Genomic DNA, 23,589 nt, shown 5'->3' on the forward strand with positions numbered 1-23,589 from the left:
GTTAGGCAGCCTCGGCCTCGCTCGCAATCGGGTTTTCCGATGCAACGGGTTTTTCCGCGCCGCCGGACCGTTCGAGCCACCGCGCGCGGATCTGGTCCGATGTCTCGCGGCTGCCGTCATGCGTCCAGCCGGGTTCGCGCAGGAGATAGGACAGCTTGTGCTTCCACGGCGCGCGCCACATGTCCTGCACGATGCCGATCCATTCGTGGAACACCGCCCACAAGAGGTTGAAGCTGCCGAGCTGCTTGACGATGCCGTAGCGGATTGTCTCGTCCTTCACCTCGGGCTCGAAGGTCCCGAACAGCTTGTCCCAGACGATGAAAACCCCGGCATAGTTGCGGTCGAGATAGCGCGGGTTGGTCGCGTGGTGGACGCGGTGGTGGCTCGGCGTGTTCATCACGGCTTCGAACCAGCGCGGCATCCGGTCGATCGCTTCGGTATGGATCCAGAACTGGTAGATCAGGTTGAAGCCACCGCAGATCGCGATCATCGCCGGATGGAAGCCGAGCAGCACCAGCGGCAGCGCGAAGGCGAAGCCCAGCGTCAGGAAGCCGGTCCAGGTCTGCCGCAGAGCGGTCGAGAGGTTGTAATGCTGGCTCGAATGGTGGTTCACATGGCTCGCCCAGAACCAGCGTACGCGATGGCCGGTGCGGTGAACCCAGTAATATTTGAGATCGTCGAGAACGAAGCAGGCGATCCATGCCCACCAAGCCCAGCCGATATCGAACAGGCGGTAATCCCACAGCCACAGGTAGAGCGCGAAGAACAGGCCGCCGAACAGCAGGCCCGAAACCGTGCTGCCGAGCCCGAACGCGAGGCTGGTGAGCGTGTCCCTGGGCTCATAGGCATCGGGCCGCGAGCGCCAGGCCCAGATCATTTCGATCAGGACCAGAGCGACGAAGCCGGGCACGGCATACTCGGTGGGCGAGAAATCGGGCATCGCGCTCAGGACCCTACCGCTTCTATCGCCGCCGCCCAAGCCGATACATCGTCGAGTACAAGGCGCGCCTTGCCGTAACGGCGTTCGCCGGGGTCGATCTCCAGCGCATCGCCGTCGCGTCGGACGCGGGTTTCGCGCGAAAGCAGGCGGCCGGCGAAATGCACGCCATGCGGGCGCAGCAGCAGGTAGCGACCCGCGGCATCGCGCATCACCGCTCCATGGCCGTCCCGATCGAGACCGATCGCCACGGGCACGAACCCGCTGACCGCCTCGTCGGCCGCCTGCCGCGCGGCCGCTTCGTCCGCCAGCCGCGGTGCGGGACCCAGCTTCAGCCACCGGGCGAGACCCGCAAGCGCCAGGATCGCGGCGAGCGAACCGAGAAACTGGATAAGGGCTGGCGGCAATTCCATGACGCAAGCGTTGGCACGCGCCGCGCTTTCCGGCAAGCAAGGCGCAACAGGGAGACGATGATGAAAGCTTTTGCCGTTCTTGCCGCCGCGTCGGCTGTTCTCACCGCGCCGGCCCTTGCCCAGGCGACCGATCCGCTGGCGCAGGTCGAGGCCGAACAGGACCGCACCGCGCGGGTCGCCAAGCAGATCTGGGACTATGCCGAACTCGGCTATCTCGAAACGCGGTCGAGCGGGCTGCTGGTCGACGAATTGCAGAACGAAGGTTTCGCTATCCGCTCGGGCGTCGCGGGGATTCCGACGGCCTTCGTCGCCGAATGGGGAACCGGGGGGGCGGTGATCGGCCTGCTAGCCGAGTTCGACGCGCTTCCGGGGATCACCCAGTCGACCGCGCCCACGCGCGATCCGCTGGCGGAAAAGCACGCCGGACATGCCTGCGGGCACAACCTCTTCGGGGCCGGGTCGCTCACCGCAGCGATCGCCATCAAGCACTGGCTCGAGGCGACCGGTACGCCGGGCCGCGTCCGGCTTTACGGAACGCCCGCGGAGGAAGGCGGCTCGGGCAAGGTCTACATGGCGCGCGCGGGCCTGTTCGACGATGCGGATTTCGTGATCGACTGGCACCCTTCGGATGCCAATTCGGCCGCCTCGCGCATGAGCCTCGCCAACCGTTCGGGCAAGTTCCGCTTTCACGGCGTCTCGGCGCATGCGGCAGGCGCGCCCGAACGCGGCCGTTCGGCACTCGACGGGGTCGAGGCGATGAACATGATGGTCAACATGATGCGCGAACACACCACGATGGATACGCGCATCCACTATGTCATCACCGATGGCGGCAAGGCACCCAACGTCGTCCCCGACTTCGCCGAGGTCTTCTATTACGTGCGCCATTCGGATGCCGACGAGGTGCGCGCGCTGTGGCCGCGGCTCGAAGCCGCGGCGAAGGGCGCGGCGATGGGCACGGGCACGCAGGTCGATTGGGAAATCATCCACGGCAACAATCCGACACTGCCGCTCGAATCGCTCCAGAGGATGATGACCGAGAAGCTGCGGCAGCTCGAGCCGATCGAATACACCGCTGATGAACTGGCGTGGGCGGCGAGGATCCGCGAGAGCCTCGGCGAGGACGCGCCCGACCTGGCGCAGGCGAAAGAGGTCGAGGATTACGCCGTTCTCACCGGTTACGGTTCGACCGATGTCGGCGATGTCAGCCGCGCGGTACCCACGGTCAGCGTGCGCACGGCGACCTGGGTCCCGGGTACTGCCGCACACAGCTGGCAGGCGGTTGCGGCGAGCGGGCACAGCTATGGCGCGAAGGGCACGCAGCAGGCGGCGAAGGCCATGGTCCTGGCGGCGGTGGAACTCTACACCAACCCGGCACTGCGCGAGACCGCAAAGGCCGAGTTCATCGCCGCGCGAGGCGAGGATTACGTCTATGAATCGCTGCTCGGCGACCGCCAGCCGCCGCTCGACTATCGGCAGTAGTCAGCTGCGCCCGCGGGCGGCGAACATGTCCATTGCCGGGCGCACGGGTGTGACATCATAGCCGACCGCGGCGGCGGCGTCGGCGATGCTTTCCGGGTCCTCGCCCGAGCGCGCGCGGGCGAGCGACCACAAGAGCGTCGAACGCGTGCCCGAGCGGCAGAATCCGAGTACGGGGCCGGATGCTCCGGCCAGCGCCTGCTGCAGGCGTTCGACCTGTGGTTCGCTGAAGCCGGCGTTGCCCACCGGAATGGCGAGATAGTCCATCCCCGCTGCGCGCGCTGCCGCCTCGATATCCGCACCCGGCGGCTGGTCGGGCGCCTCGCCGTCGGGACGGTTGTTGACCACCAGCGCGATGCCCATCGCCGCGGCTTCGGACATCTCTCCCGGCGTTACTTGCGGGCTGGCATAGAAATCGTCGGACAGCTTGCGAAATCGGGCCATCACGCCTCACCCTTCGCGCGCGCCTGCTTCGTCGCACGGCGGCGGCGCTGCATCATGTTGAGCAGTTCGACCCCGACCGAGAAGCCCATGGCGGCGTAGATATAGCCCTTGGGAACGTGGAAGCCGAACCCGTCGGCGATCAGCACGAGCCCGATCATCACGAGGAAGGCCAGCGCCAGCATGACCAGCGTCGGGTTCTTTTCGATGAACTTGGCGAGCGGGTCGGCGGCGACCATCATGATGCCCACGGTAATCACCACCGCCGCGACCATGATCGGAATGTCGTCGGTCATGCCGACCGCGGTGAGAATCGAATCGACCGAAAAGACGATGTCGATCGCCACGATCTGCGCGATGACCGCCCCGAAGGTGGCCTTGGCCGCGTCGACCACGCCGGGGGTCTTGTCGAGCAGGTCGCCCGAATCGTCTTCGGGCTCCATCGAATGGTGGATTTCCTTGGTCGCCTTCCACAACAGGAACAGGCCACCGACCAGCAGGATCAAATCGCGGCCCGAGAACGCCGTCTCGAAACTCGGTTCGCCATACTGGTTGGGAGTGCCGACCAGGCCGAGATCGAAGATCGGCGTCTGCAGCGTCACCAGCCAGCCGATCAGCATCAACAGGCCGATGCGCATGATCAGCGCCAGCGCCAGGCCGATTCGCCGCGCGCGCTGCTGCTGCTCCTCGGGCAGCTTGTTCGACAGGATCGCGATGAAGATGAGATTGTCGACGCCGAGTACGACCTCGAGCGCGATCAGCGTGAGCAGGGCGAGCCAGGTGGCGGGCTCTGCGAACAGTGCAATCAGTTCCATGTGGCCTCTGTGCCCAAGCGGCCCGCCGCATTCAAGCCGTTATGAACGCCAAAATCGCCATGCGAAAATGTCACATTTCTGCGGTTTGCTGGGTTCTGCCGCTAAATTGTTCGCGCATGGCCGTCTTTCGCGCTATGACGAATGGGCAAGGGTGGGTTTCGTGCTCATCCGCGACGGGGGGAATGCAGCCTTCCTTTCCGCCGACATCCGACTTGCAGGCTGCGCGACAAGGTATTGTTCGACTTATGGGTTACGACAGAGGGCGCCGCCGCGGACGGGACAAGCGCGACGGTTTCGGCGAGGACGGTTTCGACAATTTCGGCGGACCCCCGTCCGACTTCGCTCCGCACGAAGCGTTTCAGAACGATCGGTTCGGCGGCGGTGACCGCGGGGGCGATCGCGGTGGATTCGGCGGCGGAAATCGCGGTGGCGGTTTCGGCGGCGGCAACCGCGGCGGCGGCGGCGGCGGGGGCGGCGGCTTCAACCGCATGCCCGCACAGGTCGTCGGCACCGGCAAGGGCACGGTCAAATTCTTCAACGGCCAGAAGGGCTTCGGCTTCATCCAGCAGGAAACCGGCGGTGAGGACGTGTTCGTCCACATTAGCGCGGTCGAACGCGCGGGCCTCGAAGGCCTGGCCGAGGGGCAGGAACTCGAATTCAACCTCGTCGATCGCGGCGGGAAGGTTTCGGCACAGGACCTGCAGGTCGTCGGCGACGTCATTCCCGTGCAGTCGCGCGGCGGTGATCGTGGCGAACGCGGCGCTCCGGCTGGCGCGCCCCGCCGCGAGCTGACCGGCGAAAAGGCCACCGGCACGGTCAAGTTCTTCAATTCGATGAAGGGATTCGGCTTCCTGACCCGTGACGATGGCCAGCCTGACGCCTTCGTCCACATCAGCGCTGTCGAACGGTCCGGCCTGGCCGGGATCAACGAGGGCGAACGCTACGAATTCGACCTCGAGGTCGATCGACGCGGCAAGTATTCGGCGGTCAACCTCGTCCCCGTGGAGGGGTGAGGCGCGCGCCCCGCGCGAACCGGTTTGACCCGGCGCGCGAGACGCAATAGATCGCTGGCAAACACGCAGATGGCGGTTCCTCTCGGGGACCGCCATTTGTCTTTCACCCGAGAATGCACCCACGAAGAGGTGCCGCTGGAGGACCCATGTCGATTTCGCCGCTGATGCCCGTCTATCCCCGCTGCGGGGTGCGCCCGGTCAAGGGTGAGCACTGCCACCTGATCGACGAGGACGGCACACGCTATCTCGACTTCGCCAGCGGCATCGCGGTCAATCTCCTCGGCCACAGCCATGCCGGGCTGATCGGCGCGATCCAGCGCCAGGCGGAGACGCTGATGCACGTCTCCAACCTCTATGGCAGTCCGCAGGGCGAAGAACTGGCGCAGATGCTGGTCGACAAGACCTTCGCCGACACCGTCTTTTTTACCAATTCGGGCGCAGAGGCGGTGGAATGCGCGATCAAGACCGCGCGCGCCTATCACCAGCACGAAGGCGGCGATCCGAACCGGACCGAGCTGATCACCTTCACCAATGCCTTCCACGGCCGCACGATGGCAACCATCAGCGCGTCGAACCAGGAGAAGATGCACAAGGGCTTCATGCCGCTGCTCGCCGGGTTCCAATATGCCGAGTTCGACAATCTCGAGCATGCCAAGTCGCTGATGAGCGACAAGACCGCGGGCTTCCTCGTCGAGCCGATCCAGGGCGAGGGCGGCATCCGTCCGGGAAGCGAGGAATTCATTCGCGGGCTGCGCCAGCTCGCCGACGAAAACGACCTCATGCTGGTGTTCGACGAAGTTCAGTGCGGCGTCGCCCGCACCGGCAAGCTCTATGCCTACGAACACTATGGTATCGAGCCCGACATCATGGCCACTGCCAAGGGCATTGGCGGCGGCTTCCCGCTCGGCGCCTGCCTCGCGACCGAAAAGGCCGCGCGCGGCATGGGCTTCGGCACGCATGGCTCGACCTATGGCGGCAATCCGCTCGCCATGGCGGCGGGCAAGGCGGTGATGGAAGCGGTCGCCAACGACGAATTCCTTGCCGAGGTCACCGAGAAGGGCGAACGCCTGCGCGCGCGGCTCGAACAGTTCATCGGCAATTATCCCGAGCTCTTCGAGCTGGTGCGCGGCAAGGGGCTGATGCTCGGCCTCAAGATGAAGGTCGAAAGCCGACCCTTCTTCGTCCACCTGCGCGACAAGCACCAGCTGCTGACCGTTGCCGCGGGCGACAACACGCTGCGCGTCCTGCCGCCGCTGGTGGCGGGCGATGCCGAATTCGACGAATTCTTCGACAAGCTTTCGGCGGGTGCCGCGAGCTACGATCCGGCGGATTGAACCGAGCGATGAGCATGCGGCACTTCCTCGACCTTTCGGATGCAGGCGGGGATGCGATCGCCGCCATGATCAACGATGCGCAGGACCGCAAGGCGGCGCGGGTCGGCTGGCCCAAGGGCAGGCCCGATGCCGATGCGCCTCTGGCGGGCCATGTGCTCGGCATGATCTTCGAGAAGAATTCGACCCGTACGCGGGTCAGCTTCGACATTGCGATGCGCCAGCTTGGCGGTTCGGTGCTGATCCTCGAATCGGGAACCAGCCAGCTTGGGCGCGGCGAGACGATTGCCGATACCGCGCGCGTGCTCAGCCGCATGGTCGATGCGATCATGATCCGGACCGACGACCATGCCAAGGCCGAGGAACTGGCGCAATTCGCCGACGTGCCGGTGATCAACGGCCTGACCGATCGTTCGCACCCTTGCCAGATCGTGGCCGACCTCTTGACCATCGTCGAGCACGGCAAGGCCCTGCCCGAGCTCGAGCTTGCCTGGCTGGGCGATGGCAACAATGTCCTGCATTCGATCCTCGAGGCGGCGGGCCTGATGAAGTTCAATGTTCGTGTGGCGACACCGCATGGCTACCGGCCCGATGCGGAATTCGTTGCGATGGCGCGCGCCGGCGGCGCCACGGTGACGCTGACCACCGATGCGTACGAGGCCGCTGCGGGTGCCGACATCGTCGTCACCGACACCTGGGTCTCGATGGGGCAGGACCATGCCGAGGACAAGATCGCGGCATTGGCCCCGTTCCAGGTCACGGCGGGGCTCATGGACTGCGCGAAACCGGACGCCAAATTCCTCCACTGCCTACCCGCCCATGTCGGCGAGGAAGTCTCCGTCGAGGTCTTCGAAAGCGAGCGCTCGGTGGTGTTCGACGAGGCGGAAAACCGCATTCACGCGCAGAAGTCGGTGCTGCTGTGGGCTTTCGATAAAATCTGACAGGGCGGCGCGGCCCCTACCATTCGGCCGGGACCGGCCCCATATGGCGCCGATGGACGCCACTCCCGACACTTCGCCGGAGACCTACGCCGGTCGACTGCTCGCCTTCACCATCCCCTCGCGCGATGCGCGTGGCCGCCTCGTGCGGCTCGACAGCACGCTCGACGAAATCCTCGCCGCACACGACTATCCGCCACCGATCACGCATCTCCTCGCCGAGGCGCTGGTGCTGGCGGTGCTGATGGGCGGGCTGGTCAAGGAGGACGGTTCTCAGGTCACCATGCAGGCGCAGACCGAAGCCGGCGCGGTGCGCCTGCTGGTGTGCGACTACAAGGGCGGCGAGCTGCGCGGTTATGTCGATTTCGACGCCGCGGCGCTGGCCGAACTGGGCGCCAATCCCTCGCTTTTCGCGCTGTTCGGCAAAGGCTATCTCGCGATCACTTTCGATCTCGCGGGCGGCAGGGGCCGATATCAGGGGATCGTTCCGCTGGAGGGCGACAGCCTGGCCGAAGCATGCGAGCGCTATTTCTACCAGTCCGAACAGGTGCCGACGCTAATCCGCTGCGCGGTGCGCTCGGACGGGGCCGGCGTGCGCGCGGCAGGCCTGCTGGTCCAGCATCTGCCCGAAGGCGAAGAGGGGCGCGAGCGGCTCCACGCCAAGCTCGACCACCCGGAGTGGGAACACGTCGCCATCCTCGCCGGGTCGCTCCGGCACGAAGAACTGCTCGACCCGGACCTGTCGCTCGAAGCGATCGCCTGGCGCCTGTTCCACGAAGAGGAAGAGGTGCGCGTCCAGCCGGGCGCTGCGATTACGCGTGGCTGCCGCTGTTCGGTCGAACATTACCGCGAGGTGCTCGAACGCTTCCCCGAGGAAGACCGCGAGGACATGCGCAACGAAGACGGGATCGTCTTGGTCGATTGCGCATTCTGCTCGAAGCAGTTCGGGATCGAAGTGTGAACGGCGTGTCGTTGTTGTACTACGGTTCAGCGTGAATGTGCTGTAGTAACGGCGAATCACGGGCGCGTCTGGTTTCACGGACGAAAGGTCAATTCCACTATGGCTCGTAAACGGGCAGTCCTCATCGCGGTGCTGGGCGCATCGCTTGCGACCCTCGCCGCGCCGGTCGTGGCGCAAGTATCGCTGGCGATGCTCGACAGCCTCGAAAACGGTGGCTGGGAAGTGCGCTTCCGCGACGGGAGCGGGGTTCGCAAGATCTGCGTCCGCACGGGGCGCGAGCTGATCCAGCTGCGGCACCCGGAAGGCGACTGCAACCGCTTCGTGATCGAGGACAAGGCCGACACAGTCACCGTGCAATATACCTGCCGTGGCAATGGCTATGGCCGGACGCATATCCGCAAGGAATCTTCCAGCCTAGTCCAGCTCGACAGTCAGGGTATTGCCGGGGGCAAGCCGTTCCAGTTCACCGCCGAAGCGCGACGGACCGGTACCTGCAACTGAGCCCCGGCTTGCAGCAAGCCGCATTCGCGCATAGCGGGGCGGCATGACCCCATCAGCTCTCCCAGGTCCCGCCGTCGTCCTGCTGTCGGGCGGGCTCGATTCGATGGTCACCGCAGCGATCGCGCGCGAGCGCGGACATGCGCTGCATGTGCTGACGATCGACTATGGCCAGCGCCACGTTCGTGAACTGCAGTCGGCACGCGCGATTGCGGAGAAACTTGGTGTCGAACGCCATGTCGAGCTTCCTCTCGACCTGCGCCAATTCGGCGGTTCGGCGCTGACGGCGGACATCGCCGTACCCAAGGAAGGCGTCGGTAACGACATCCCCGTCACCTATGTCCCGGCGCGCAACCTGGTGTTTCTCGCGCTGACCACGGCTTTCGCCGAGACGGCCGCCTCGCGCGATATCTTCATCGGGGTCAACGCGCTCGACTATTCGGGGTATCCCGATTGCCGCCCCGAATTCATCGCCAGCTTTGCCGAGACCGCGCGGCTGGGCACCAAGCAGGGGGTCGAAGGCCAGCCCTTCACCATCCATGCGCCGCTGCAGCACATGACGAAGGCGGACATCGCGCGCGAATGCCACAGGCTCGGGCTCGATCCGGCGTGGAGCTGGTCCTGCTACGATCCGACGCCCGAAGGGCTGGCCTGCGGGGCCTGCGATTCCTGTCGTCTGCGGCGAAAAGGCTTTGCCGAAGCGGGGCTTGTCGATACGACCCCCTATTCCAAGGATGCCCCAGAACTGACGGAGTAGGGATTTGACCGAAGCGAAGGATGCCGCCACGCCTGCCGAGACCGCAGCCGGCGGGGGGGCGGACAAGGTCCCGGCCTACAGCTGGTACGCGCTCGGCGTCCTCGTCCTGATCTACGTCCTCAATTTCATCGACCGGCAGATCCTCTCGATCCTCGCCAACGACATCAAGGCCGACCTGGGCGTCGAGGACGATTACCTCGGCTTTCTTTACGGCACCGCCTTCGCGGTCTTCTATGCGCTGTTCGGCATTCCGCTGGGCAAGCTGGCGGACAGCTGGAAGCGCGTCCGGCTGATGAGCTTCGGCCTCGCGCTCTGGTCGACGATGACCGCGCTCTCGGGCTTCGCCAAGAACGCCGGGACACTGACCGCCGCGCGCGTGGGCGTAGGTGTGGGCGAGGCGACTGCCAGCCCTTCGGCCTACTCGCTCATTTCCGACTGGTTTCCCGCGCGGCTGCGCGCCACCGCCTTGGCGATCTATTCGAGCGGCCTGTACATCGGCGGCGGCATTTCGCTGCTGATCGGCGGCCTTGTTGTCGAGAACTGGAACAAGGCCTATCCCGATGGCGGCCCGCTTGGCCTGGTGGGTTGGCAGGCTGCCTTCCTGTCCGTCGGCCTTCCGGGCCTGCTGCTGGCGCTGTGGGTTCTGACCCTGCGCGAACCGGTGCGCGGGGCGATCGACGGACTTCCGACGCCGGAGAACCCGAGGCCCTTCCGCGGATTTTTCCAGGAGCTCTTCCAGGTCATTCCGCCTTTTACCCTGCTCGGAGCCATCCAGCGCGGACCGCGAGCATTCGCGGTCAACCTCCTGGGCCTGGCCGGCTTTTCCGCGCTGGCGATCTTCCTCACATCGATCACTCCGGGCGCATCGGCGTATCTGTCGGAGGCAATCGGCCTGTCGGCGGCAGGGCTACCCGTCAGCGATCAATGGCTGTTCCTCGGTGTCGGCTATTACGCAGTCTTCAGCTGGGCGACGGCCTTGCATACGCGCGACCTGCCGACATTCCGCCTCACATGGGGTTCGCCTGCCTTCCTCAGTGTCGTGCTGGGCTACGGTACCGTCGCATTCATGGCCTATGCGGCCTCGTACTGGGGGGCGCCCTATGCCGAGCGCGTTCTCGGCGCGGACAAGACCGACCTCGGCTGGTTCCTCGGCGCGCCATCGGCACTGGCAGGATTTCTCGGGGTCATCCTCGGCGGACGGATGGCCGATCTCCTGCTCGAGAAATTCGCCAACGGCCGCGTGATGGTCGTGCTGTTTGGCCTGCTCGCCTCGCTGCCGCCGATCGTAGTCGCCTATACCACCGACAGCCTTCTGGTCTTCTACATCGCGAGCTTCCTCGCGCAGATGACTTCTGCATCGGCGCTGGGCGCGGCAGCGGCCAGCAGCCAGGCTCTTGTCCTGCCGCGGATGCGTGGCATGGCGACCGCGATCTTCTTCCTGTCGACGACGCTTATAGGGCTCGGGATCGGCCCCTTCCTGGCGGGCTATGTTTCGTCGGTCAGCGCGGGCGGCTTGAGCACCGGTATGTTGACGACGCTGATTGCGGCCCCCTTCGGTCTGGCGCTGCTGCTGCTAGCGCTGAAGCTTGTCCCGGCTGCCGGCGCCACGGTGGTCGAACGGGCGCGGGCAGCAGGCGAGGAGGTCTAGACCGGCCTCACCACCCCGCAGGCGATTCGCGCACCGGCATCGCCGGCCGGATCGGTGCGATAGTCGTCGGGGCCGGCGTGGATCACCACGGCGGTGCCGTCGGCATCGAAAATGTCCCCCAGCACGGTGCGCGCGTTTCCGTCGAGCGCGACCTCGGCGCTACCGGTGCGGTTCGCCCCGACCTTCAAGTTGGGCATGTCGCCGAGGTGCTTGCCACCCGGCGATAGTGCGCCATGCGTGGCCCGACCGGGGTTGAGGTGGCTGCCGGCACTCTTGAAATCGGGCGCTTCGCACTGGCCGATCGCATGCAGGTGAAAGCCATGCTCGCCTTCGGTCAGGCCGACGGCTGCCACCGCGACGCTGACCGTGTTTCCATTGCTCAGGAGCTGGACGGTTCCGGCAGGTAGGCCGTTGGCGAAGGTCAGGCGCGCTTCGCCCACGCGGTCGGTGGGAAGCGATTCGACAGTGGTACAGCCGGCGAGGGCCAATGCGGCAAGCGCGGGCAGGGCAAGACGGGCGGCGGTCATGGCAGTCCTTTCGTGGGTGAATTCGAGTCCTGGATAGCCAACGAAAAAGGGGCCGGATTGCTCCGGCCCCTTTCGATGTTTTGGCGTGTCGCCTTCGCTTACATGCCCGAGCCCGGACCGTAAGTGATTTCGACGCGACGGTTCTGCAGTTCGCGGACGCCGTCGGCAGTCGGGACGCGCGGCTGCGATTCACCGAAGGCCTTGCTGGTGATCCGGCCATCCGGAATACCGCGCGAGGTCAGGTAGCTGCGGACCGAGGCGTTACGACGCTCGGCGAGACCCATGTTGTAGGTCGCCGAACCCGAACGGTCGGTGTGACCGGCCAGCATGACCGCGGCGGTGCCGCAGTTGGCGTAGGCCGAAACCGCGTTGTCGAGGATCGTCGCTGCTTCCGGAGTGATGTCCGACTTGTCCCAGTTGAAGAAGACGATGTACGGACCCGTCTCGCAGACCGGCGCCGGCGGCGGCGGAGGCGGAGGCGGAGGCGGAGGCGGAGGCGGCGGCGGGGGCGGCGGCGGCGGCGGCGGCGGCGGAGCCCCGAAGTTGTATTCGAGCGTGCCCATCAGCGAGTGGCTGGTGAAGGTGTCTTCGAGCGCGTTGCCGCCGATATCGACCAGTTGCACGTCCTGCGCGTTGAAGTAACGATAGCGCAGGCCGACGTCGATATTGTCGGTCAGCGGCGCGCGAACGCCCGCGAGGATCTGCCAGGCAAGACCGCTGTCAGAATCGTCGACCGACGGAGCGGTGTTCGAGAAGGGCGCAAGCTCATATTTGGTACGCGCTACGCCCACACCACCGCCAACATAGCCCTGCAGGCCGTCGTCGGGGCCGAAGTCGAGAAGACCATTCAGCATGAACGACAGCGAATTGGCGTCGCCGCCCATGTTGTTGTAATTGCCGGTCAGAAGGCCAGCGCCGGAGAAGGGCAGGCCGGAGGCGCCGATAGCAACGCTGTCGATGTCGGCCTGACGATAGCTGACTTCAGCTTCCAGACGGAAACCACCGAAGTCGTAACCGACGTAGCCACCGCCATCGAAACCAACCTCATGGCTAACTTCATGCGCGTCGTTGGTGCTGTTGATAGTGAAATCGCCGTCTTCGACGAGCATAGCGCCGAATTCACCACCGATATACCAGCTGTCATCCTTTGCCAGGGCTGGCGATGCAAGGGCCGTAGAGGCCATCGCCATTCCTATGACGAATTTCCGCATTATAGTTTCCCCTTTTTGCGAATTGGAGCCACCGAGTGGAACATATCTATCTTTCAACCCCCAAGGTGGCAAGCAAACAATCGGCGGGAACTGTTGCATTAATGCCGCTTTTCCCGCGCGCTTAGAATGGGTTCCGGCATTTCTCGCCCATTCAATGTCTGCCGAACGACGCGCGAGCGGTGCGGTTCCCGTCAGGCGGGCGGAAAAAGTCCGAGTGTTGCAAGCATGTCGCGCATGAGCGTGATCGCCGCGCGTGCCTCGCTGTCCACCACCGCCCCGCCGGTCGGGGCGGCGGGGCGTGTGATCCGCTGCCAGCCGCTGCGAAAGACGATCCGCGCGCCGGTTGCCCCATCAAACAGCATCATGCCATCATGCGGTGCGCAGAAGGTCCACTGGGTCCCGTCCCAGCTTGCCAGCTCTTCCTCGTGCTGGGCCCAAGAGCCGGTCGCCGGAGCCGCGACCAGCCAGCATTCGCCGGGCTGGGGAGCCGCAGGTGGCTCGATCGCTTCGCCTTCGATGGCCGGGTGGAGCAGCGCGTCGATCCGGGCAAAGGCCTCGTTGACGAAGAATTCCTTCTGCGCCTGTCCCGCCACCAGCAGGGGCAAGGCGTGGCGGGCGGACTGGGCATCGAAAGCAATGGGCTCGGTCATGACGAACTCCGGTCAGGCGGACGGGGGAAGGGTGGCAAGGCGCAGCGGGTCGGACAGGGCGAAACTGCCCTTCTGGCGGACCCACAGAGGCGCGCCGGGATGGGCAGCGGACAACGCCGATACTTCGGCCGCATCGAGCAGGAGGCTGGGCTGCGCGACGGTCCACAGCGCGGCGGGGGCATCGGATGGGCCGAGCCCAACCTCGTAGGCTTCGACCTGTTCGACGAGCGGTTGATCGACCTCGTCGAGCCATGGCCAGCCGCCGCGTGTCCGGCGGGTCCAGCGCAGCGTCAGCCCGCCCAGCGCATCGGTGCTGGACCGTGGATGCACGGGGAAGAGCGGGCGCCGGCTACGGCCAGCGCCCTCCAGCAGCGCTGTCACCGGCTCCTGCTCGGCCAGTCCGATCGCCGCCAGACGGTCGGACTGCGCGAGAGAAAGCTCGGCGGGCAGGGCAAGCAGACGATCGTCGAGCAAGGTCGCCGGCGTGCCCGCCGCATGGCCGGCCAGGGCCTCGCGTTCGGTCCCGCCGCGACCGCGGAGCAAGCCGCCGAGCCGCCAGATACCGCCCCCCTCGGGCTGGGCCATCGCGAACTGGATAATCTCGGCGCCTACCAGCAGCCGGTTGGCGCCCAGGGCGAGCGCCGTGGTCGTGGCCGGTTCGAGCTCGCTCTCGGTATCTTCGAGGACGAGCCGCAGGACGGCGGAAGGTTCCAGCCGCAGGCCGGGGCTGGACTGCAGCGTCTCGAGAAGGGTGCCGGAGATCGCGCGGACGGGGCCGCTTTGCGCCAGCGGCTCGAGCGCTGTGCCGCTCGATCGGTAAAGGGCCGCACCCGCCCAGCGCCCGGTCGGCGCGCCGAGCGCGGCGTAGCGCTGGGCCGATGCGCTCGATCCGAAGCCGTCCCAGGGCAATTCGAAGGCCCGCAGGCTGGTCGCCACCGCGTCGCGATCGGCCGGTGCCCAGGCAGAGCCGCCATCGCCCGCGGCGCTCGTCGGGCTGGCCGCGACGAAGCGGACTAGCTCGAGTTCCACCCCGCGTTCGCGCCATTCCCAATCGGCGATCTGCCACAGTCCGGGATGGTCGGGCGCGCGCACGATGCTGCCGGGGCCAAGGCTGGGATCGAGTTCGGCCATCCGCCAGGCCAGCCGCTCGCGATCGCGCTGTTCGCGGCTATTCGCGCGCGCGACCAGGGTCCGCGCGTCGCTTGCGGAGAAAGTGCCCGGAAACTCGAGCACGTCCTGCCCGTGCGACGGCTCCTGCCCTTCGGCACGCTGGAGGCCCGGCTGGTAATCGCGACCCGGATCGTAATAGCGTAGCGCGGCCAGCGTGCCCTCGGGCGTCGACCGCCGCGATAGAGTCCGTCCCTCGGCTTGCCCGAATTCGCCCTCGTCCCAAGCGGCGGGGGGCGGCAGCAGCGGGATCGCGCCGCCCGGCGCAACGATACCGTCGACGCTGGTCGTACCGTCCTGCGCCGTGACCGCGAGCGGCCTCAACCGGTCGACCAGCGCGAGGACCTGCGCCGGGCTGCCGCCTTCATGGATGAAACCCGCGAGTTCGGGACAATCGGCGTCGCGGCTGGCCATCCCGCCCAGCGCGGCGATTTCCCGCGCCAGCATGCGTGCCGGACTTGCAAAGACCTCGAAGCTGAGCGCGGGGATGCGGTTGCCGAAATCCTCCAGCGCGAGATCCTCGAAAACGACGTAGGCGCAGCCGCGATGTGCCGGGCATTGCGGCCCGATGGCGGCCGCCATCAGCGGGTCGGGCTGCTGGTCGGCATGGCCGGTATGACAGCGCAGCGTGCCGCCGGTCTTGAGGTCGCCGGCTCGTCCGCGCAGCAAATTGCCGTCGGCCCAGATCCGCCCGACCGCATCGATCGGGCGGCTCGAGAGCGCAACGGCGAGCGAGACGCTGTAGCTGTAGCTGGTGGTCTTGGGCTTGCCCTTGCCGCCGCCGCTGGTCTCGCGTCGCTCCACGAGGTCGGTTGCCCAGATCACCGTCCCGGCCACGCGCGTGCTGCCGTAGAGCGCGGGGATAGGCTGGCCGTAAGCCGAGGTGCTGACCGCAAGCTCCTTGAGCCGCGGTCCCTCGCGGCGCGGGCCGCCGATGAACAGCGCGTCGAGGCCGCGGCCGAGGGTCGCGCCGAGCGCGCCGCCCAGCGGTCCGCCGACGAGCGTGCCGAGGGCGCCGAGAACTAGCGTTGCCATACATGCTCCGGATCGGGATCGAGCCGCCAGTGCGCGGGCGGCGGTTGGGGAATGTCGAGCGGTTGGGCGACCACGCGCCGCAGCCCGGCATGGGCATGGACGAAGCGCCCCGCGCCGAGCGCGACCAGCAGGTGGTGCTGTGCGGGGCCGGGCCGGGTCAGGATCACATCGCCGCGCCGGACCAGTTCGGCACAGCGATACAGGGCGTTGGGTTCCGCAAACTCCAGCCAGCGCCGGATGCCATGATTGCGCAGGCGGTAGCCCTGCGGATAGCGCACGGGCGCCCCGCATCGTGCGAGCGCGGCGCCGACCAGCCCGATGCAGTCGAGCCCGGTCGCGGGATCGCGCCCGTGGAGGCGGAAGCGCACTCCCACCAGCGCCTCGGCGGCCTGGGCGAAGGTTTCGGCGCCGGCGAGGCTCATCGCGGCATCGGATAGTGGGCGAGCATGTCGTTGCCCGGAAGGAAGGGTTCGCCGCGAAAGTTGAGCGCATTGTCGAACCGCGCGCTGCAGGTGGCGACGGTTCTGTCGCAGCCCTCGCGCAAGCGCACGCGCAGCCCCTCGCCAAGCGAAGAGTCGAGCCGACCGGCGAGTGTCAGCACGCCGCCATCGGTGTCGAGGATGCGCGTCGTCAGGCCGGTCGCGGGACCATCGAGCCAGCGCAATGCGCCGTGGCGATAGGGCGCCGCATCGGCGAGGTCGAGCGTCACGGTTCCCGCGTCGCCATCTACCGCGATCACGCGGGCGATGGCGCTATGCGCGGCGGTGGCAAGGCCGCATCCGGGCCCGCAGAACTGCGCCCGGCATGCGGGGCTCGACAGCGGCACCGGTTCTTGCGCCAGCCGCGCCTTGGCCGAGGATAGCTCGGCGCGAAAGCTGCCGCCCTCCTGGCGCAGCCCGGCAATGGTGCCGCTGTAGAGCGTGGCGCCGGTGCGCGTTTCCCAGTCGACGATGCCGCTCTCGACGCGAGCGCCGTCGTAGCGCCCTTGGGCGAGGTCTTCGGCTCGCACCGCATCGTGGTCCAGCGCGCCCTCGACGTCGCCCGGATCGTCCTCGAATCCGCTCATCCTGCGCACCGCCGAAGGCAGCATTCCCGGCGCGGCGCGGTGGAGCACGCCGTCGAACCACAAATCGCGATCGTGCGTGGTGAAGCCGAGCGTCACGCCGTCCTTGCGGAAGATCCTCCACCAGGTCGCGGCGGTGTCGAGCTCGGCAGCGAAGAAAGTCCTGCTCATGCCGCCTCGCGAAGCTCGATCAGCGGCACCGAAGGCGCCTCGCCCGCCGCGAAGGACAGGCCCGAAACCTCGAGCCTGTCCTCGGCAAAGCGCACCGGGACGTCGAACAGGAAGCCCGCGGTGATCGTGACGCCATCGGCGGGCGCGGCAGAGAAGACGATCCAGCCGCCGGGTTCGTAGCTCCACCCGGTCGCTGCCATGCCGTCGAGCGCGACCGCGATGCTGGCTACCTCGGGCCGGGTGATGACGCGCTGTTGTTCACCGTATTGCTTGACCAGCCGGAAGCGGCTCGTCGTGCCGTCGCCCGTGCCCAGCAGCTGGTCGGTCGCTTGCGGTGTCCCGGTCATCCCGTTCGAGCTGAAGTCGAAGGGATCGCGCAGGCGGAACCCCCGCGCCGGGCCATAGCGCGCGCGAAAGAAGGCGATCAGCGTGCCGAGTTCCTCTTCCGAGCGGATGCCCGGTCCGACATCGTAGCGCATGCGCGCATCGGACCACAGCGCATTGCGGTGTTCGTAGCCCGAGGCAGTCACAGCGACCGATGTGGAGAATTCGGGGCTGGCCGCGGCATCCCGCCCGAGCGCGAGCGGATAGGCTACATCGTCGAAGGGGATCACGTCTTCGTCTCCTGGGGGCAAGCGGGTGTATCCGTCGCGCGCGACCTGCGGCAGCGCCCAGACGAAGCGCTGCGTCACGCCGCGCCGCCGCGCTTCGTCGAGCGCGTCGTCGATCAGCGGCCAGAAATCCTCCGCATCGGCAGGCGCAAGGACGAAGCCGGACAGATAGTCGGTTGCGCTAGCGGGGTAGGCCAGATGCTGGTCGACGAAGGCATAGGCGCTGCGCCGTGCGGCTTCGGCGCCGGCGGTCAGCCAGTCGTAATCTTCCAGTTGCAGCCGGTCGAAGGCGGGATAGCGCCAGCCGGTCGGCATGTTCGCGCGCCAGGCCTCGGGCGTCGCCGGATCGAGCACCGTGGGAGTGAAGGTCAGCAGCAGGATTTCCGCCGCGCCGCCCACCGCCGCGCGCACCGCGTCGGCCAGCGCAAGCGTAGAATCGGCGAGCAATTGCCCCGCCGCATCGAGCAGCGCGACCTGCGCGGCATCGAGCGGATCGCGCAGCGAAGCGATGGCCACCGGATTGCCGCCCAGCGCGGCCTGCGCACTGGCATCGTAAAGGCAGGGCGCGCCGGTCTCCGGCACGGTCCACCACCATGGCTCGCCGATCTGGAACAGCACCGGCATTCCGGCATCGACCGCAATCGCCACAAAGGCCTGCGCGACCTGCTGCAGATAGGCCATCGCGCCCGAATGCGCGGGCGACAGCAACGTCGAGGGCGGCACCCAGCCGGTCAGCGCGGGCGAGCCGTCGAGCGCGCGCTGTTTCCAGTCGTTCCAGCAATGCGCATCGAACACTTCATAGGAGAGCGACCAGATGAGCTCGAAGCCATGGTCGCGCGCTGCTACGGCATAGGCGCGGTGCCAGGCCTCGCACGGCCCGTTGATCGCGCCGCCCGCCAGGCTGACGTAATGTCCGCCGCCGAGCGGTTCGAGCCGGAAATAATGGCTCATCCCGACATAATGGACCACGCGCCCGCGATAGCCGAGGCCCTCGATACTGCGGATCAGGCGCGCGGGCGTCTGGTTGAAACAATCGTCATAGGCGGTGGCGATCTGTTCGCCATGCGCGGGCACCAGCACGTCGCCGATTTCGAGCGAGGCATGCTCGCCTTCGCATTCGACACCCGACATCTCGGCCCAACCGTCGACGCGCGCGGGCAGTTGCGCGTCGCTGCCCTCGACATAGCCTTCGGGCACCAGGCTGATGAACATGCGGTCGATATCGGCCGGGTAGACTGGCTCGCCGGGCAGGCCATAGCCCGATTGCAGCGCCGAGAAGGGCAGCTCGATCTGCGCATCGGTAGGCGAACCGCTGGCATAATTCCACAGCCGGACATACCAGGCGCGTTCGTTGCCTGCCGCATCGCGCCCCTCGATCGTCAGCGTCGGCCCATGCGGCACGTCGAGTGCCAGCACTCCGCCGCTGCGCCAGCGAAAGCGCAGCACGCAATGCGCATAGTCTCGCTGCGTTTCATAGGCGAGCAGCGGGTGGTCGAGGCTGTCCTCGCTCTCCCAGATCAGGCCAGCCAGCTCGCCCTCGTGGAAGAACTCGCACTCGACACGCAGCGTATCGGGTGCGGTGGTGACCACGCTGGCCATCATCGGGCGCGGGAAATTGACCGTCCAGAAACGCGGATCGAAGCGCTGGATATAGTCGGAATGCTGCCCGTTGCGTTCGCGAGCGAGCCAGAAAGCCATGATGGTGTCTCCTAGACCGAGAGGGCACGGCGGACCGCGCTCGCGACCTGGCGCGAGGAACGCTGCAGCGCGACCGGTGCGGACATGCCGCGCGGGGCGGACAAATTGATCGCGACGCGCACGTCCGACCGGCTCGTCGCGTCAACCCGGTTCGCCTCGACCCGGCCCGCGCTCGCCGGCACGAACAGCTCGGGCCCGCGCTCGCCGACCAGATAGGGCCGCTCGGGCGCGACGAGGCCGCCGGTTGCGCGTCCCGGCAGGCCGAACAGCGCCCCGATCGTGCCTGCGAGCAGGCCGCCGAGACCGCCGCCACCCGATCCGCCGAACAGCCGGTCGAGCCCGAGCTGCAGCGCCTGCGCCGCGATCTGGTCGAGCGCGCGGGTCGCCATGCGCTTGAGGTCCTCGAAGCCGAGACCGCCCTTGCGGATGGCCGATAGCAGTCCGCGTTCGAGCACGCGGCCCGCGCTTTCGAAGCCGTCGAGCAGCGTGGTGTCGAAGGTGCTGCGCATGGCGCGCATGTCGGCGGCGAAAGCCTCCGTGTCGGCGCGTACCGCCACAACCAGCTCTTCGAAATCGTCATCCATGGCTGTCTCTCTCGATCAGCGCCGCGATCTCGGCGCGGCTTGGCGGGGCCCCGGCGGGCAGTGGCGGGGCGAGGCAGGCCGCGAGCTCGGCGGGTGTCGCGCTCCAGAAGGTGCGCGGCGTCCAGCGAAGATGCATCGCGGCGAGCGCGGCCAGCCGCAGCGCGCCTGCGGCAAAGGTCCGGCTCATCCCGAGCCTTTGAGAATCTCGCCCAGCACCACGCGCAGCGGCTTGGCGGCGGCGGCGAGCCCCTGCCGGAGCACGGCTTCGCCCACATCTTCGCGGGCCAGCGTGCCGCGCTCGGCAAGGCAGTGCCAGAACAGCGTGGCGATCTCGGCCAGGCGCAACTGGCCCTCGCCCGCGCGCTCGACCAGCGCGAACAGCGGCCCGAGCTCTTCCTCGGCGCAGACCAGCGCGTTGAATGTGGGGCGCAGGACGTGTGGCCTGCCCGCAATGATGAGCGTGGCCTCGCCTCGTGCAGGGTTACTCGGCTTCTGGTCGGCGCTACCGCTTAGGGCTGCTTGAGCGCCGTTCACGAGGGCACCACCGCACCGGAGCTTTCGAGCTGGAGCGCATAGGTCCGTTCACCGTTGAAATCGCCCGCATAATCGAGGCGCTGGACAAGGAAGCGGCCGCGCATCTTCGCGCCGTCCTCGAAGCTCAGCTCATAGTCGTCGAGCGTCCCGGCGAGCGCGTGGGCGCGTACCGATGCTTCGGCATCCGAACCGAGGAAGATGCCCGAGGCCGAGACGGAGACCGAGCGCGTTCCCGCCCCCGACAGCAGTTCGCGCCAACCGCCGCTTTCCTTGTGCGTGACGACCACCGTGTCGCCGTTGACGCTCATCTGCGTGGTTCTGAGGCCGGCGACGGTCTCGTAGGTCACCGGCGAACCGCCATCGCCGATCTTGAGGAGGAAGGCGGCACCTTTCTGGGCTGTCATATTATGTGTCCTTTTTTGTTTGGCCTCAATCGCCGGCGTTCGCGTCCGCTCACTTGGCTTTCCTCGCTCATGCGACCTGAAGGTCGCGTCGCTGCGGGCGGCCAGTCGGCCTTGCCTCGCCTTCGGCTCGGAAAACCGAGTTGATCAGATGTGTCGCGGCAAATCCGGGCCGGGGGAGGCCCGGCAAGGGCGACCGCCCGACCGCAGGTGCTCGACGCGGCTCGCGTCGAAACGGCACCGAGGACGCACCGACGGATGTCGGTGCGAAAAACAATCAATCCGCCATCACCAGGAAGCGATATTCGAGCAGCATGGCGCGCATGCTGCGCGCGCGGCGTTCGGCGCGGCTGCGCAGGAATTGGGTGACGACCACGCGAAACCCGCCCTGCTGCGGGGCGAGCGTGGCGATGCGCTGCTCGACGCGGCTGACGATGGCGGCACTTGCGGCTGGATCGTCGCTGCGATCGACCAGCTCGAGCGCAAGGCGGATTTCACGGCCCGCGCCCGACTTGGTCGACCAGTCGGCGCTGGCGCTTGCGACGAGGGCGATATGCGGCGGGCTGGCGGCAACGGGTCCCTCTTCCTCGATTGCGTTGATCATGCCGGCGAGAACGGTATCGGCGCGCAGCCAGGCGACGAGCGCGCTGCGGAGGGCGGTTTCCATCTACCGGTCTCCCCCGGAAAACAGCGGCCACAGCAGCGCCGCGCGCCGCCATTGTCCGCCAGCGCGGCGACGGGCCCGGAGGTGGCTTTCGCCCCGGGAAGTGGCGAGCGTCGCGGCGCGGCGGGTGAGGCGCTCGGCCAGCGCGGCGAAGCTCACAGCCGCACCATGCGCCAGGGCCGCCACAGCGCGGTGATCGCGGCCGGCAGTGGCTCGCCCGCGCCCGCGTCGCGCTCGCGATACTGATAGGCGGCGAAACGGACGATCCCGTGGCGCAGCGCCTCGTCGAGCTCGGTCCATTGGGTCGCGGCAATACCGGTGAATTGCAGGCACATTTGCCACGCGGTTTCGAGCAGGCGCAGCAGCAGCGCATCCTCGCTGGCCGTGCTGATCGCCAGCCATTGCTTGAGTTCGCCAAGCGGCTGGCCGGAGAGGTCTGGGGGCATGAATTGGGTGGTCCTTGTGTTTCGAACCCGCCTCCGCGGGTTCGTCCTCGCTAGACGTGCAGCAAGCTGCACCCGCTGCGGGCGGGCGGTCGCCCTTGCCTCGCCTTCGGCTCGGAGACTTTCGCCAGTTTGCTACCGTGCGCTGGATCCGGGCCGGTGGAGGCCCGGCAAGGCCGACTGGCCGCCCGCAGCGACGCGGACGAAGTCCGCATGAGCGAGGAAAGCCTAAGGCCGCGGACGCGGCCGCCGGCGCTTGAGGCGAAACAAAAAAATAAACAGGCCCGGCAGGGGACACCGGGCCTGCCTGCCAGCTCTTACAATTCGATCTTCAGCAGCTTGATCGCATTGCTGTCGAGCACCTGCCCGCCCACGCGCTTGGTGGCGTAGAAGTGGACGAAGGGCTTGTTGGTGAAGGGATCGCGCAGCACCTGCGTGGCGCTGCGTTCGGCAATCAGATAGCCGTGGCGGAAATTGCCGAAGGCGATCGGATAGGTCCCCGCCGCGATATCGGGCATGTCCTCGGCCTCGACCACCGGATAGCCGAGCAGGCGGTCGGGCTGGCCCTCGACCAGGCCCGGCTGCCACAGGAAGGCGCCATCGGCGCTCTTCAGCTTGCGCACCTCGGCGAGCGTCGCCGAATTCATCACGAAACTTGCGCCCTGGCGGTGTCCGGCTTTCAGCGTATGGACGAGGTCGATCAGCGTGAGGTCGGGGTCGGCCCCCAACCCGCCAGCATCGCCCGAGGCGAGATATTGCAGCGTGCCGAAGGGGCGCGCGGCATCGTCGACCAGCGTCGCGGGCGCGTTGAGGAAGCCTTCGGGCTGGTCGATCCCGCTGCCGCCGATGAAGGCGGCGCCTTCGGCGCGGGCGAATTCCATCGCGATCTCGCTCGCGAGCCAGTTTTCGAGGTCGAACCCGGCATCGTCGAGCATCGCCTGGCTTGCCGCGGGGTTGGCGTAGAGTTCGCCCGTGGGCGGGGCGATTTCGGCGAATTCGGGCGTGGCAGTTTCGGGCCGCGCGGCGGTTTCGCTGACCCAGCCCGATGCCGTGCCGCCGGTGGTGACGAGCTTGCGATAACCCGCGCTGCCGGTCTGGACGACCTGCGCAATCGCGCGGATCGGGCTGATTGCGGTCAGCTCGCGCGCAATCATCGCGTCGATCTGGCGGGGTACGGCATAGCCGCCATCGGCGGGCACGGTGCCGCTGATCGACTTGAACTCCGCCGTCGAGCCGCGGCGCAGATAGCCGTCGACGAAACCCTTCACTTCGGGGGCGGTCTCGTCGGAGCCTCCGATCGCGGGGCGGGCGGCAGCACGGCCGATCTTGTCGACGCGCGCTTTCACCTCGTCGACGTCGGAGCGCAGCGCGGCGACATCGGCTTCGGTCCTGTCCTGGCGCGCGACGATATCGAAGCTGGCTTCGGCGGGGTCGGTGGGGGTCGTGGGAGTATCCATAGAAAACCTCTTTCTTCAGGGCACAAAAGAAAGCCGCCCGGAAGGCGGCGAAGGGAGAGATCAAAAGACTAGTCGTCGGCCCGGACCTGATCCGGGCCAGTGCTGCCTTTGGATGCGGCGGAGAAGGCTAGCCCCACCCCGG

Annotated in this window: 26 protein-coding genes; 8 read left to right on the plus strand and 18 right to left on the minus strand. The window is 67.2% G+C overall.

Features of this window, described 5'->3' with window-relative positions; all coding sequences use genetic code 11:
* Position 1 precedes the first annotated feature (1 nt).
* Both ACEQZ0_RS09025 and ACEQZ0_RS09030 read right to left on the minus strand, forming a co-directional pair.
* Complete coding sequence (locus ACEQZ0_RS09025) at positions 2-940, minus strand: sterol desaturase family protein (protein WP_370190503.1); 939 nt, start codon at positions 938-940, stop codon at positions 2-4.
* Positions 941-945: 5 nt separating this feature from the next.
* Complete coding sequence (locus ACEQZ0_RS09030) at positions 946-1,350, minus strand: hypothetical protein (RefSeq protein ID WP_370190506.1); 405 nt, start codon at positions 1,348-1,350, stop codon at positions 946-948.
* A gap of 60 nt (positions 1,351-1,410) precedes the next feature.
* Here ACEQZ0_RS09030 and ACEQZ0_RS09035 point away from each other — a divergent pair, with 60 nt between their 5' ends.
* A complete protein-coding gene (locus ACEQZ0_RS09035; protein ID WP_370190895.1) occupies positions 1,411-2,832 on the plus strand; it encodes an amidohydrolase in 1,422 nt (473 codons plus the stop codon).
* On the opposite strand, the gene ACEQZ0_RS09040 is transcribed toward ACEQZ0_RS09035, so the two are convergent.
* Positions 2,833-3,273, minus strand: coding sequence for a TIGR01244 family sulfur transferase (locus ACEQZ0_RS09040; RefSeq protein WP_370190508.1), 441 nt, complete (start codon positions 3,271-3,273; stop codon positions 2,833-2,835).
* Positions 3,273-4,085, minus strand: a complete 813-nt coding sequence (locus tag ACEQZ0_RS09045) for a TerC family protein (protein WP_370190510.1) — start codon at positions 4,083-4,085, stop codon at positions 3,273-3,275. The genes ACEQZ0_RS09040 and ACEQZ0_RS09045 overlap by 1 nt, the downstream gene beginning before the upstream one ends.
* A gap of 245 nt (positions 4,086-4,330) precedes the next feature.
* Here ACEQZ0_RS09045 and ACEQZ0_RS09050 point away from each other — a divergent pair, with 245 nt between their 5' ends.
* The 7 genes from ACEQZ0_RS09050 (at position 4,331) to ACEQZ0_RS09080 (ending at position 11,231) form a co-directional block, all read left to right on the plus strand.
* Positions 4,331-5,098, plus strand: a complete 768-nt coding sequence (locus tag ACEQZ0_RS09050) for a cold-shock protein (protein ID WP_370190512.1) — start codon at positions 4,331-4,333, stop codon at positions 5,096-5,098.
* A 146-nt stretch (positions 5,099-5,244) separates the two neighbouring features.
* Positions 5,245-6,432, plus strand: a complete 1,188-nt coding sequence (locus ACEQZ0_RS09055) for an aspartate aminotransferase family protein (RefSeq protein WP_370190514.1) — start codon at positions 5,245-5,247, stop codon at positions 6,430-6,432.
* Between the two features lie 8 nt (positions 6,433-6,440).
* The gene (gene argF, locus ACEQZ0_RS09060) at positions 6,441-7,370 is read left to right on the plus strand and encodes an ornithine carbamoyltransferase (protein WP_370190516.1); all 930 of its coding nucleotides are present in this window, start codon (positions 6,441-6,443) and stop codon (positions 7,368-7,370) included.
* Between the two features lie 43 nt (positions 7,371-7,413).
* Complete coding sequence (locus tag ACEQZ0_RS09065; RefSeq protein WP_370190517.1) at positions 7,414-8,328, plus strand: Hsp33 family molecular chaperone HslO; 915 nt, start codon at positions 7,414-7,416, stop codon at positions 8,326-8,328.
* 99 nt (positions 8,329-8,427) lie between these two features.
* A complete protein-coding gene (locus tag ACEQZ0_RS09070) occupies positions 8,428-8,829 on the plus strand; it encodes a DUF3617 domain-containing protein (protein WP_370190520.1) in 402 nt (133 codons plus the stop codon).
* Positions 8,830-8,872: 43 nt separating this feature from the next.
* Positions 8,873-9,583 carry a 7-cyano-7-deazaguanine synthase QueC gene (queC, locus tag ACEQZ0_RS09075; protein WP_370190522.1) on the plus strand — a complete coding sequence of 237 codons (711 nt, stop codon included), beginning with the start codon at positions 8,873-8,875 and terminating at the stop codon, positions 9,581-9,583.
* Positions 9,584-9,587: 4 nt separating this feature from the next.
* Positions 9,588-11,231 carry an MFS transporter gene (locus ACEQZ0_RS09080; RefSeq protein ID WP_370190524.1) on the plus strand — a complete coding sequence of 548 codons (1,644 nt, stop codon included), beginning with the start codon at positions 9,588-9,590 and terminating at the stop codon, positions 11,229-11,231.
* On the opposite strand, the gene ACEQZ0_RS09085 is transcribed toward ACEQZ0_RS09080, so the two are convergent.
* The 14 genes from ACEQZ0_RS09085 to ACEQZ0_RS09150 form a co-directional block, all read right to left on the minus strand.
* Positions 11,228-11,758 (minus strand): superoxide dismutase family protein, encoded by a 531-nt coding sequence (locus ACEQZ0_RS09085; RefSeq protein WP_370190526.1) that lies wholly within the window; start codon positions 11,756-11,758, stop codon positions 11,228-11,230. The two genes, ACEQZ0_RS09080 and ACEQZ0_RS09085, sit on opposite strands and share 4 nt — an antisense overlap.
* A 98-nt stretch (positions 11,759-11,856) precedes the next feature.
* Positions 11,857-12,969, minus strand: coding sequence for an OmpA family protein (locus ACEQZ0_RS09090; RefSeq protein ID WP_370190528.1), 1,113 nt, complete (start codon positions 12,967-12,969; stop codon positions 11,857-11,859).
* 191 nt (positions 12,970-13,160) lie between these two features.
* Positions 13,161-13,619: a DUF2793 domain-containing protein gene (locus ACEQZ0_RS09095; RefSeq protein WP_370190530.1), complete on the minus strand. Its 459-nt coding sequence runs from the start codon at positions 13,617-13,619 to the stop codon at positions 13,161-13,163.
* Between the two features lie 12 nt (positions 13,620-13,631).
* Positions 13,632-15,821: a phage tail protein gene (locus ACEQZ0_RS09100; RefSeq protein ID WP_370190532.1), complete on the minus strand. Its 2,190-nt coding sequence runs from the start codon at positions 15,819-15,821 to the stop codon at positions 13,632-13,634.
* Positions 15,809-16,243, minus strand: a complete 435-nt coding sequence (locus ACEQZ0_RS09105; protein WP_370190534.1) for an NlpC/P60 family protein — start codon at positions 16,241-16,243, stop codon at positions 15,809-15,811. Before ACEQZ0_RS09105 ends, ACEQZ0_RS09100 begins: the two co-directional genes overlap by 13 nt.
* Positions 16,240-17,055: a DUF2163 domain-containing protein gene (locus ACEQZ0_RS09110; RefSeq protein WP_370190536.1), complete on the minus strand. Its 816-nt coding sequence runs from the start codon at positions 17,053-17,055 to the stop codon at positions 16,240-16,242. The genes ACEQZ0_RS09105 and ACEQZ0_RS09110 overlap by 4 nt, the downstream gene beginning before the upstream one ends.
* Positions 17,052-19,364, minus strand: a complete 2,313-nt coding sequence (locus tag ACEQZ0_RS09115) for a DUF2460 domain-containing protein (RefSeq protein WP_370190538.1) — start codon at positions 19,362-19,364, stop codon at positions 17,052-17,054. Before ACEQZ0_RS09115 ends, ACEQZ0_RS09110 begins: the two co-directional genes overlap by 4 nt.
* Positions 19,365-19,375: 11 nt before the next feature.
* Positions 19,376-19,948 carry a tail tape measure protein gene (locus tag ACEQZ0_RS09120; RefSeq protein ID WP_370190540.1) on the minus strand — a complete coding sequence of 191 codons (573 nt, stop codon included), beginning with the start codon at positions 19,946-19,948 and terminating at the stop codon, positions 19,376-19,378.
* Complete coding sequence (locus tag ACEQZ0_RS09125; protein ID WP_370190542.1) at positions 19,941-20,135, minus strand: phage tail assembly chaperone; 195 nt, start codon at positions 20,133-20,135, stop codon at positions 19,941-19,943. Before ACEQZ0_RS09125 ends, ACEQZ0_RS09120 begins: the two co-directional genes overlap by 8 nt.
* Positions 20,132-20,482, minus strand: a complete 351-nt coding sequence (locus tag ACEQZ0_RS09130; RefSeq protein WP_370190543.1) for a gene transfer agent family protein — start codon at positions 20,480-20,482, stop codon at positions 20,132-20,134. The genes ACEQZ0_RS09125 and ACEQZ0_RS09130 overlap by 4 nt, the downstream gene beginning before the upstream one ends.
* A complete protein-coding gene (locus ACEQZ0_RS09135) occupies positions 20,479-20,886 on the minus strand; it encodes a phage major tail protein, TP901-1 family (RefSeq protein WP_370190544.1) in 408 nt (135 codons plus the stop codon). The genes ACEQZ0_RS09130 and ACEQZ0_RS09135 overlap by 4 nt, the downstream gene beginning before the upstream one ends.
* Before the next feature lie 274 nt (positions 20,887-21,160).
* A complete protein-coding gene (locus tag ACEQZ0_RS09140) occupies positions 21,161-21,550 on the minus strand; it encodes a DUF3168 domain-containing protein (protein ID WP_370190545.1) in 390 nt (129 codons plus the stop codon).
* Positions 21,551-21,702: 152 nt separating this feature from the next.
* Positions 21,703-21,993: a head-tail connector protein gene (locus ACEQZ0_RS09145; RefSeq protein WP_370190546.1), complete on the minus strand. Its 291-nt coding sequence runs from the start codon at positions 21,991-21,993 to the stop codon at positions 21,703-21,705.
* Between the two features lie 314 nt (positions 21,994-22,307).
* Entirely contained in the window at positions 22,308-23,447 is a 1,140-nt protein-coding gene (locus ACEQZ0_RS09150; RefSeq protein WP_370190547.1) for a phage major capsid protein, read from the minus strand.
* Between the last annotated feature and the right edge of the window lie 142 nt (positions 23,448-23,589).

The sequence above is a fragment of the Qipengyuania sp. genome (assembly GCF_964227205.1).
Classification (GTDB): Bacteria; Pseudomonadota; Alphaproteobacteria; order Sphingomonadales; family Sphingomonadaceae; genus Qipengyuania.

Coding starts and splice junctions, on each gene's coding strand:
- ACEQZ0_RS09025 (WP_370190503.1), bottom strand. CDS start 940: ATGCCCGATTTCTCGCCCACCGAGTATGCCGTGCCCGGCTTCGTCGCT.
- ACEQZ0_RS09030 (WP_370190506.1), bottom strand. CDS start 1,350: ATGGAATTGCCGCCAGCCCTTATCCAGTTTCTCGGTTCGCTCGCCGCG.
- ACEQZ0_RS09035 (WP_370190895.1), top strand. CDS start 1,411: ATGAAAGCTTTTGCCGTTCTTGCCGCCGCGTCGGCTGTTCTCACCGCG.
- ACEQZ0_RS09040 (WP_370190508.1), bottom strand. CDS start 3,273: ATGGCCCGATTTCGCAAGCTGTCCGACGATTTCTATGCCAGCCCGCAA.
- ACEQZ0_RS09045 (WP_370190510.1), bottom strand. CDS start 4,085: ATGGAACTGATTGCACTGTTCGCAGAGCCCGCCACCTGGCTCGCCCTG.
- ACEQZ0_RS09050 (WP_370190512.1), top strand. CDS start 4,331: ATGGGTTACGACAGAGGGCGCCGCCGCGGACGGGACAAGCGCGACGGT.
- ACEQZ0_RS09055 (WP_370190514.1), top strand. CDS start 5,245: ATGTCGATTTCGCCGCTGATGCCCGTCTATCCCCGCTGCGGGGTGCGC.
- argF (WP_370190516.1), top strand. CDS start 6,441: ATGAGCATGCGGCACTTCCTCGACCTTTCGGATGCAGGCGGGGATGCG.
- ACEQZ0_RS09065 (WP_370190517.1), top strand. CDS start 7,414: ATGGCGCCGATGGACGCCACTCCCGACACTTCGCCGGAGACCTACGCC.
- ACEQZ0_RS09070 (WP_370190520.1), top strand. CDS start 8,428: ATGGCTCGTAAACGGGCAGTCCTCATCGCGGTGCTGGGCGCATCGCTT.
- queC (WP_370190522.1), top strand. CDS start 8,873: ATGACCCCATCAGCTCTCCCAGGTCCCGCCGTCGTCCTGCTGTCGGGC.
- ACEQZ0_RS09085 (WP_370190526.1), bottom strand. CDS start 11,758: ATGACCGCCGCCCGTCTTGCCCTGCCCGCGCTTGCCGCATTGGCCCTC.
- ACEQZ0_RS09090 (WP_370190528.1), bottom strand. CDS start 12,969: ATGCGGAAATTCGTCATAGGAATGGCGATGGCCTCTACGGCCCTTGCA.
- ACEQZ0_RS09095 (WP_370190530.1), bottom strand. CDS start 13,619: ATGACCGAGCCCATTGCTTTCGATGCCCAGTCCGCCCGCCACGCCTTG.
- ACEQZ0_RS09100 (WP_370190532.1), bottom strand. CDS start 15,821: ATGGCAACGCTAGTTCTCGGCGCCCTCGGCACGCTCGTCGGCGGACCG.
- ACEQZ0_RS09105 (WP_370190534.1), bottom strand. CDS start 16,243: ATGAGCCTCGCCGGCGCCGAAACCTTCGCCCAGGCCGCCGAGGCGCTG.
- ACEQZ0_RS09110 (WP_370190536.1), bottom strand. CDS start 17,055: ATGAGCAGGACTTTCTTCGCTGCCGAGCTCGACACCGCCGCGACCTGG.
- ACEQZ0_RS09115 (WP_370190538.1), bottom strand. CDS start 19,364: ATGGCTTTCTGGCTCGCTCGCGAACGCAACGGGCAGCATTCCGACTAT.
- ACEQZ0_RS09120 (WP_370190540.1), bottom strand. CDS start 19,948: ATGGATGACGATTTCGAAGAGCTGGTTGTGGCGGTACGCGCCGACACG.
- ACEQZ0_RS09125 (WP_370190542.1), bottom strand. CDS start 20,135: ATGAGCCGGACCTTTGCCGCAGGCGCGCTGCGGCTGGCCGCGCTCGCC.
- ACEQZ0_RS09135 (WP_370190544.1), bottom strand. CDS start 20,886: ATGACAGCCCAGAAAGGTGCCGCCTTCCTCCTCAAGATCGGCGATGGC.
- ACEQZ0_RS09140 (WP_370190545.1), bottom strand. CDS start 21,550: ATGGAAACCGCCCTCCGCAGCGCGCTCGTCGCCTGGCTGCGCGCCGAT.
- ACEQZ0_RS09145 (WP_370190546.1), bottom strand. CDS start 21,993: ATGCCCCCAGACCTCTCCGGCCAGCCGCTTGGCGAACTCAAGCAATGG.
- ACEQZ0_RS09150 (WP_370190547.1), bottom strand. CDS start 23,447: ATGGATACTCCCACGACCCCCACCGACCCCGCCGAAGCCAGCTTCGAT.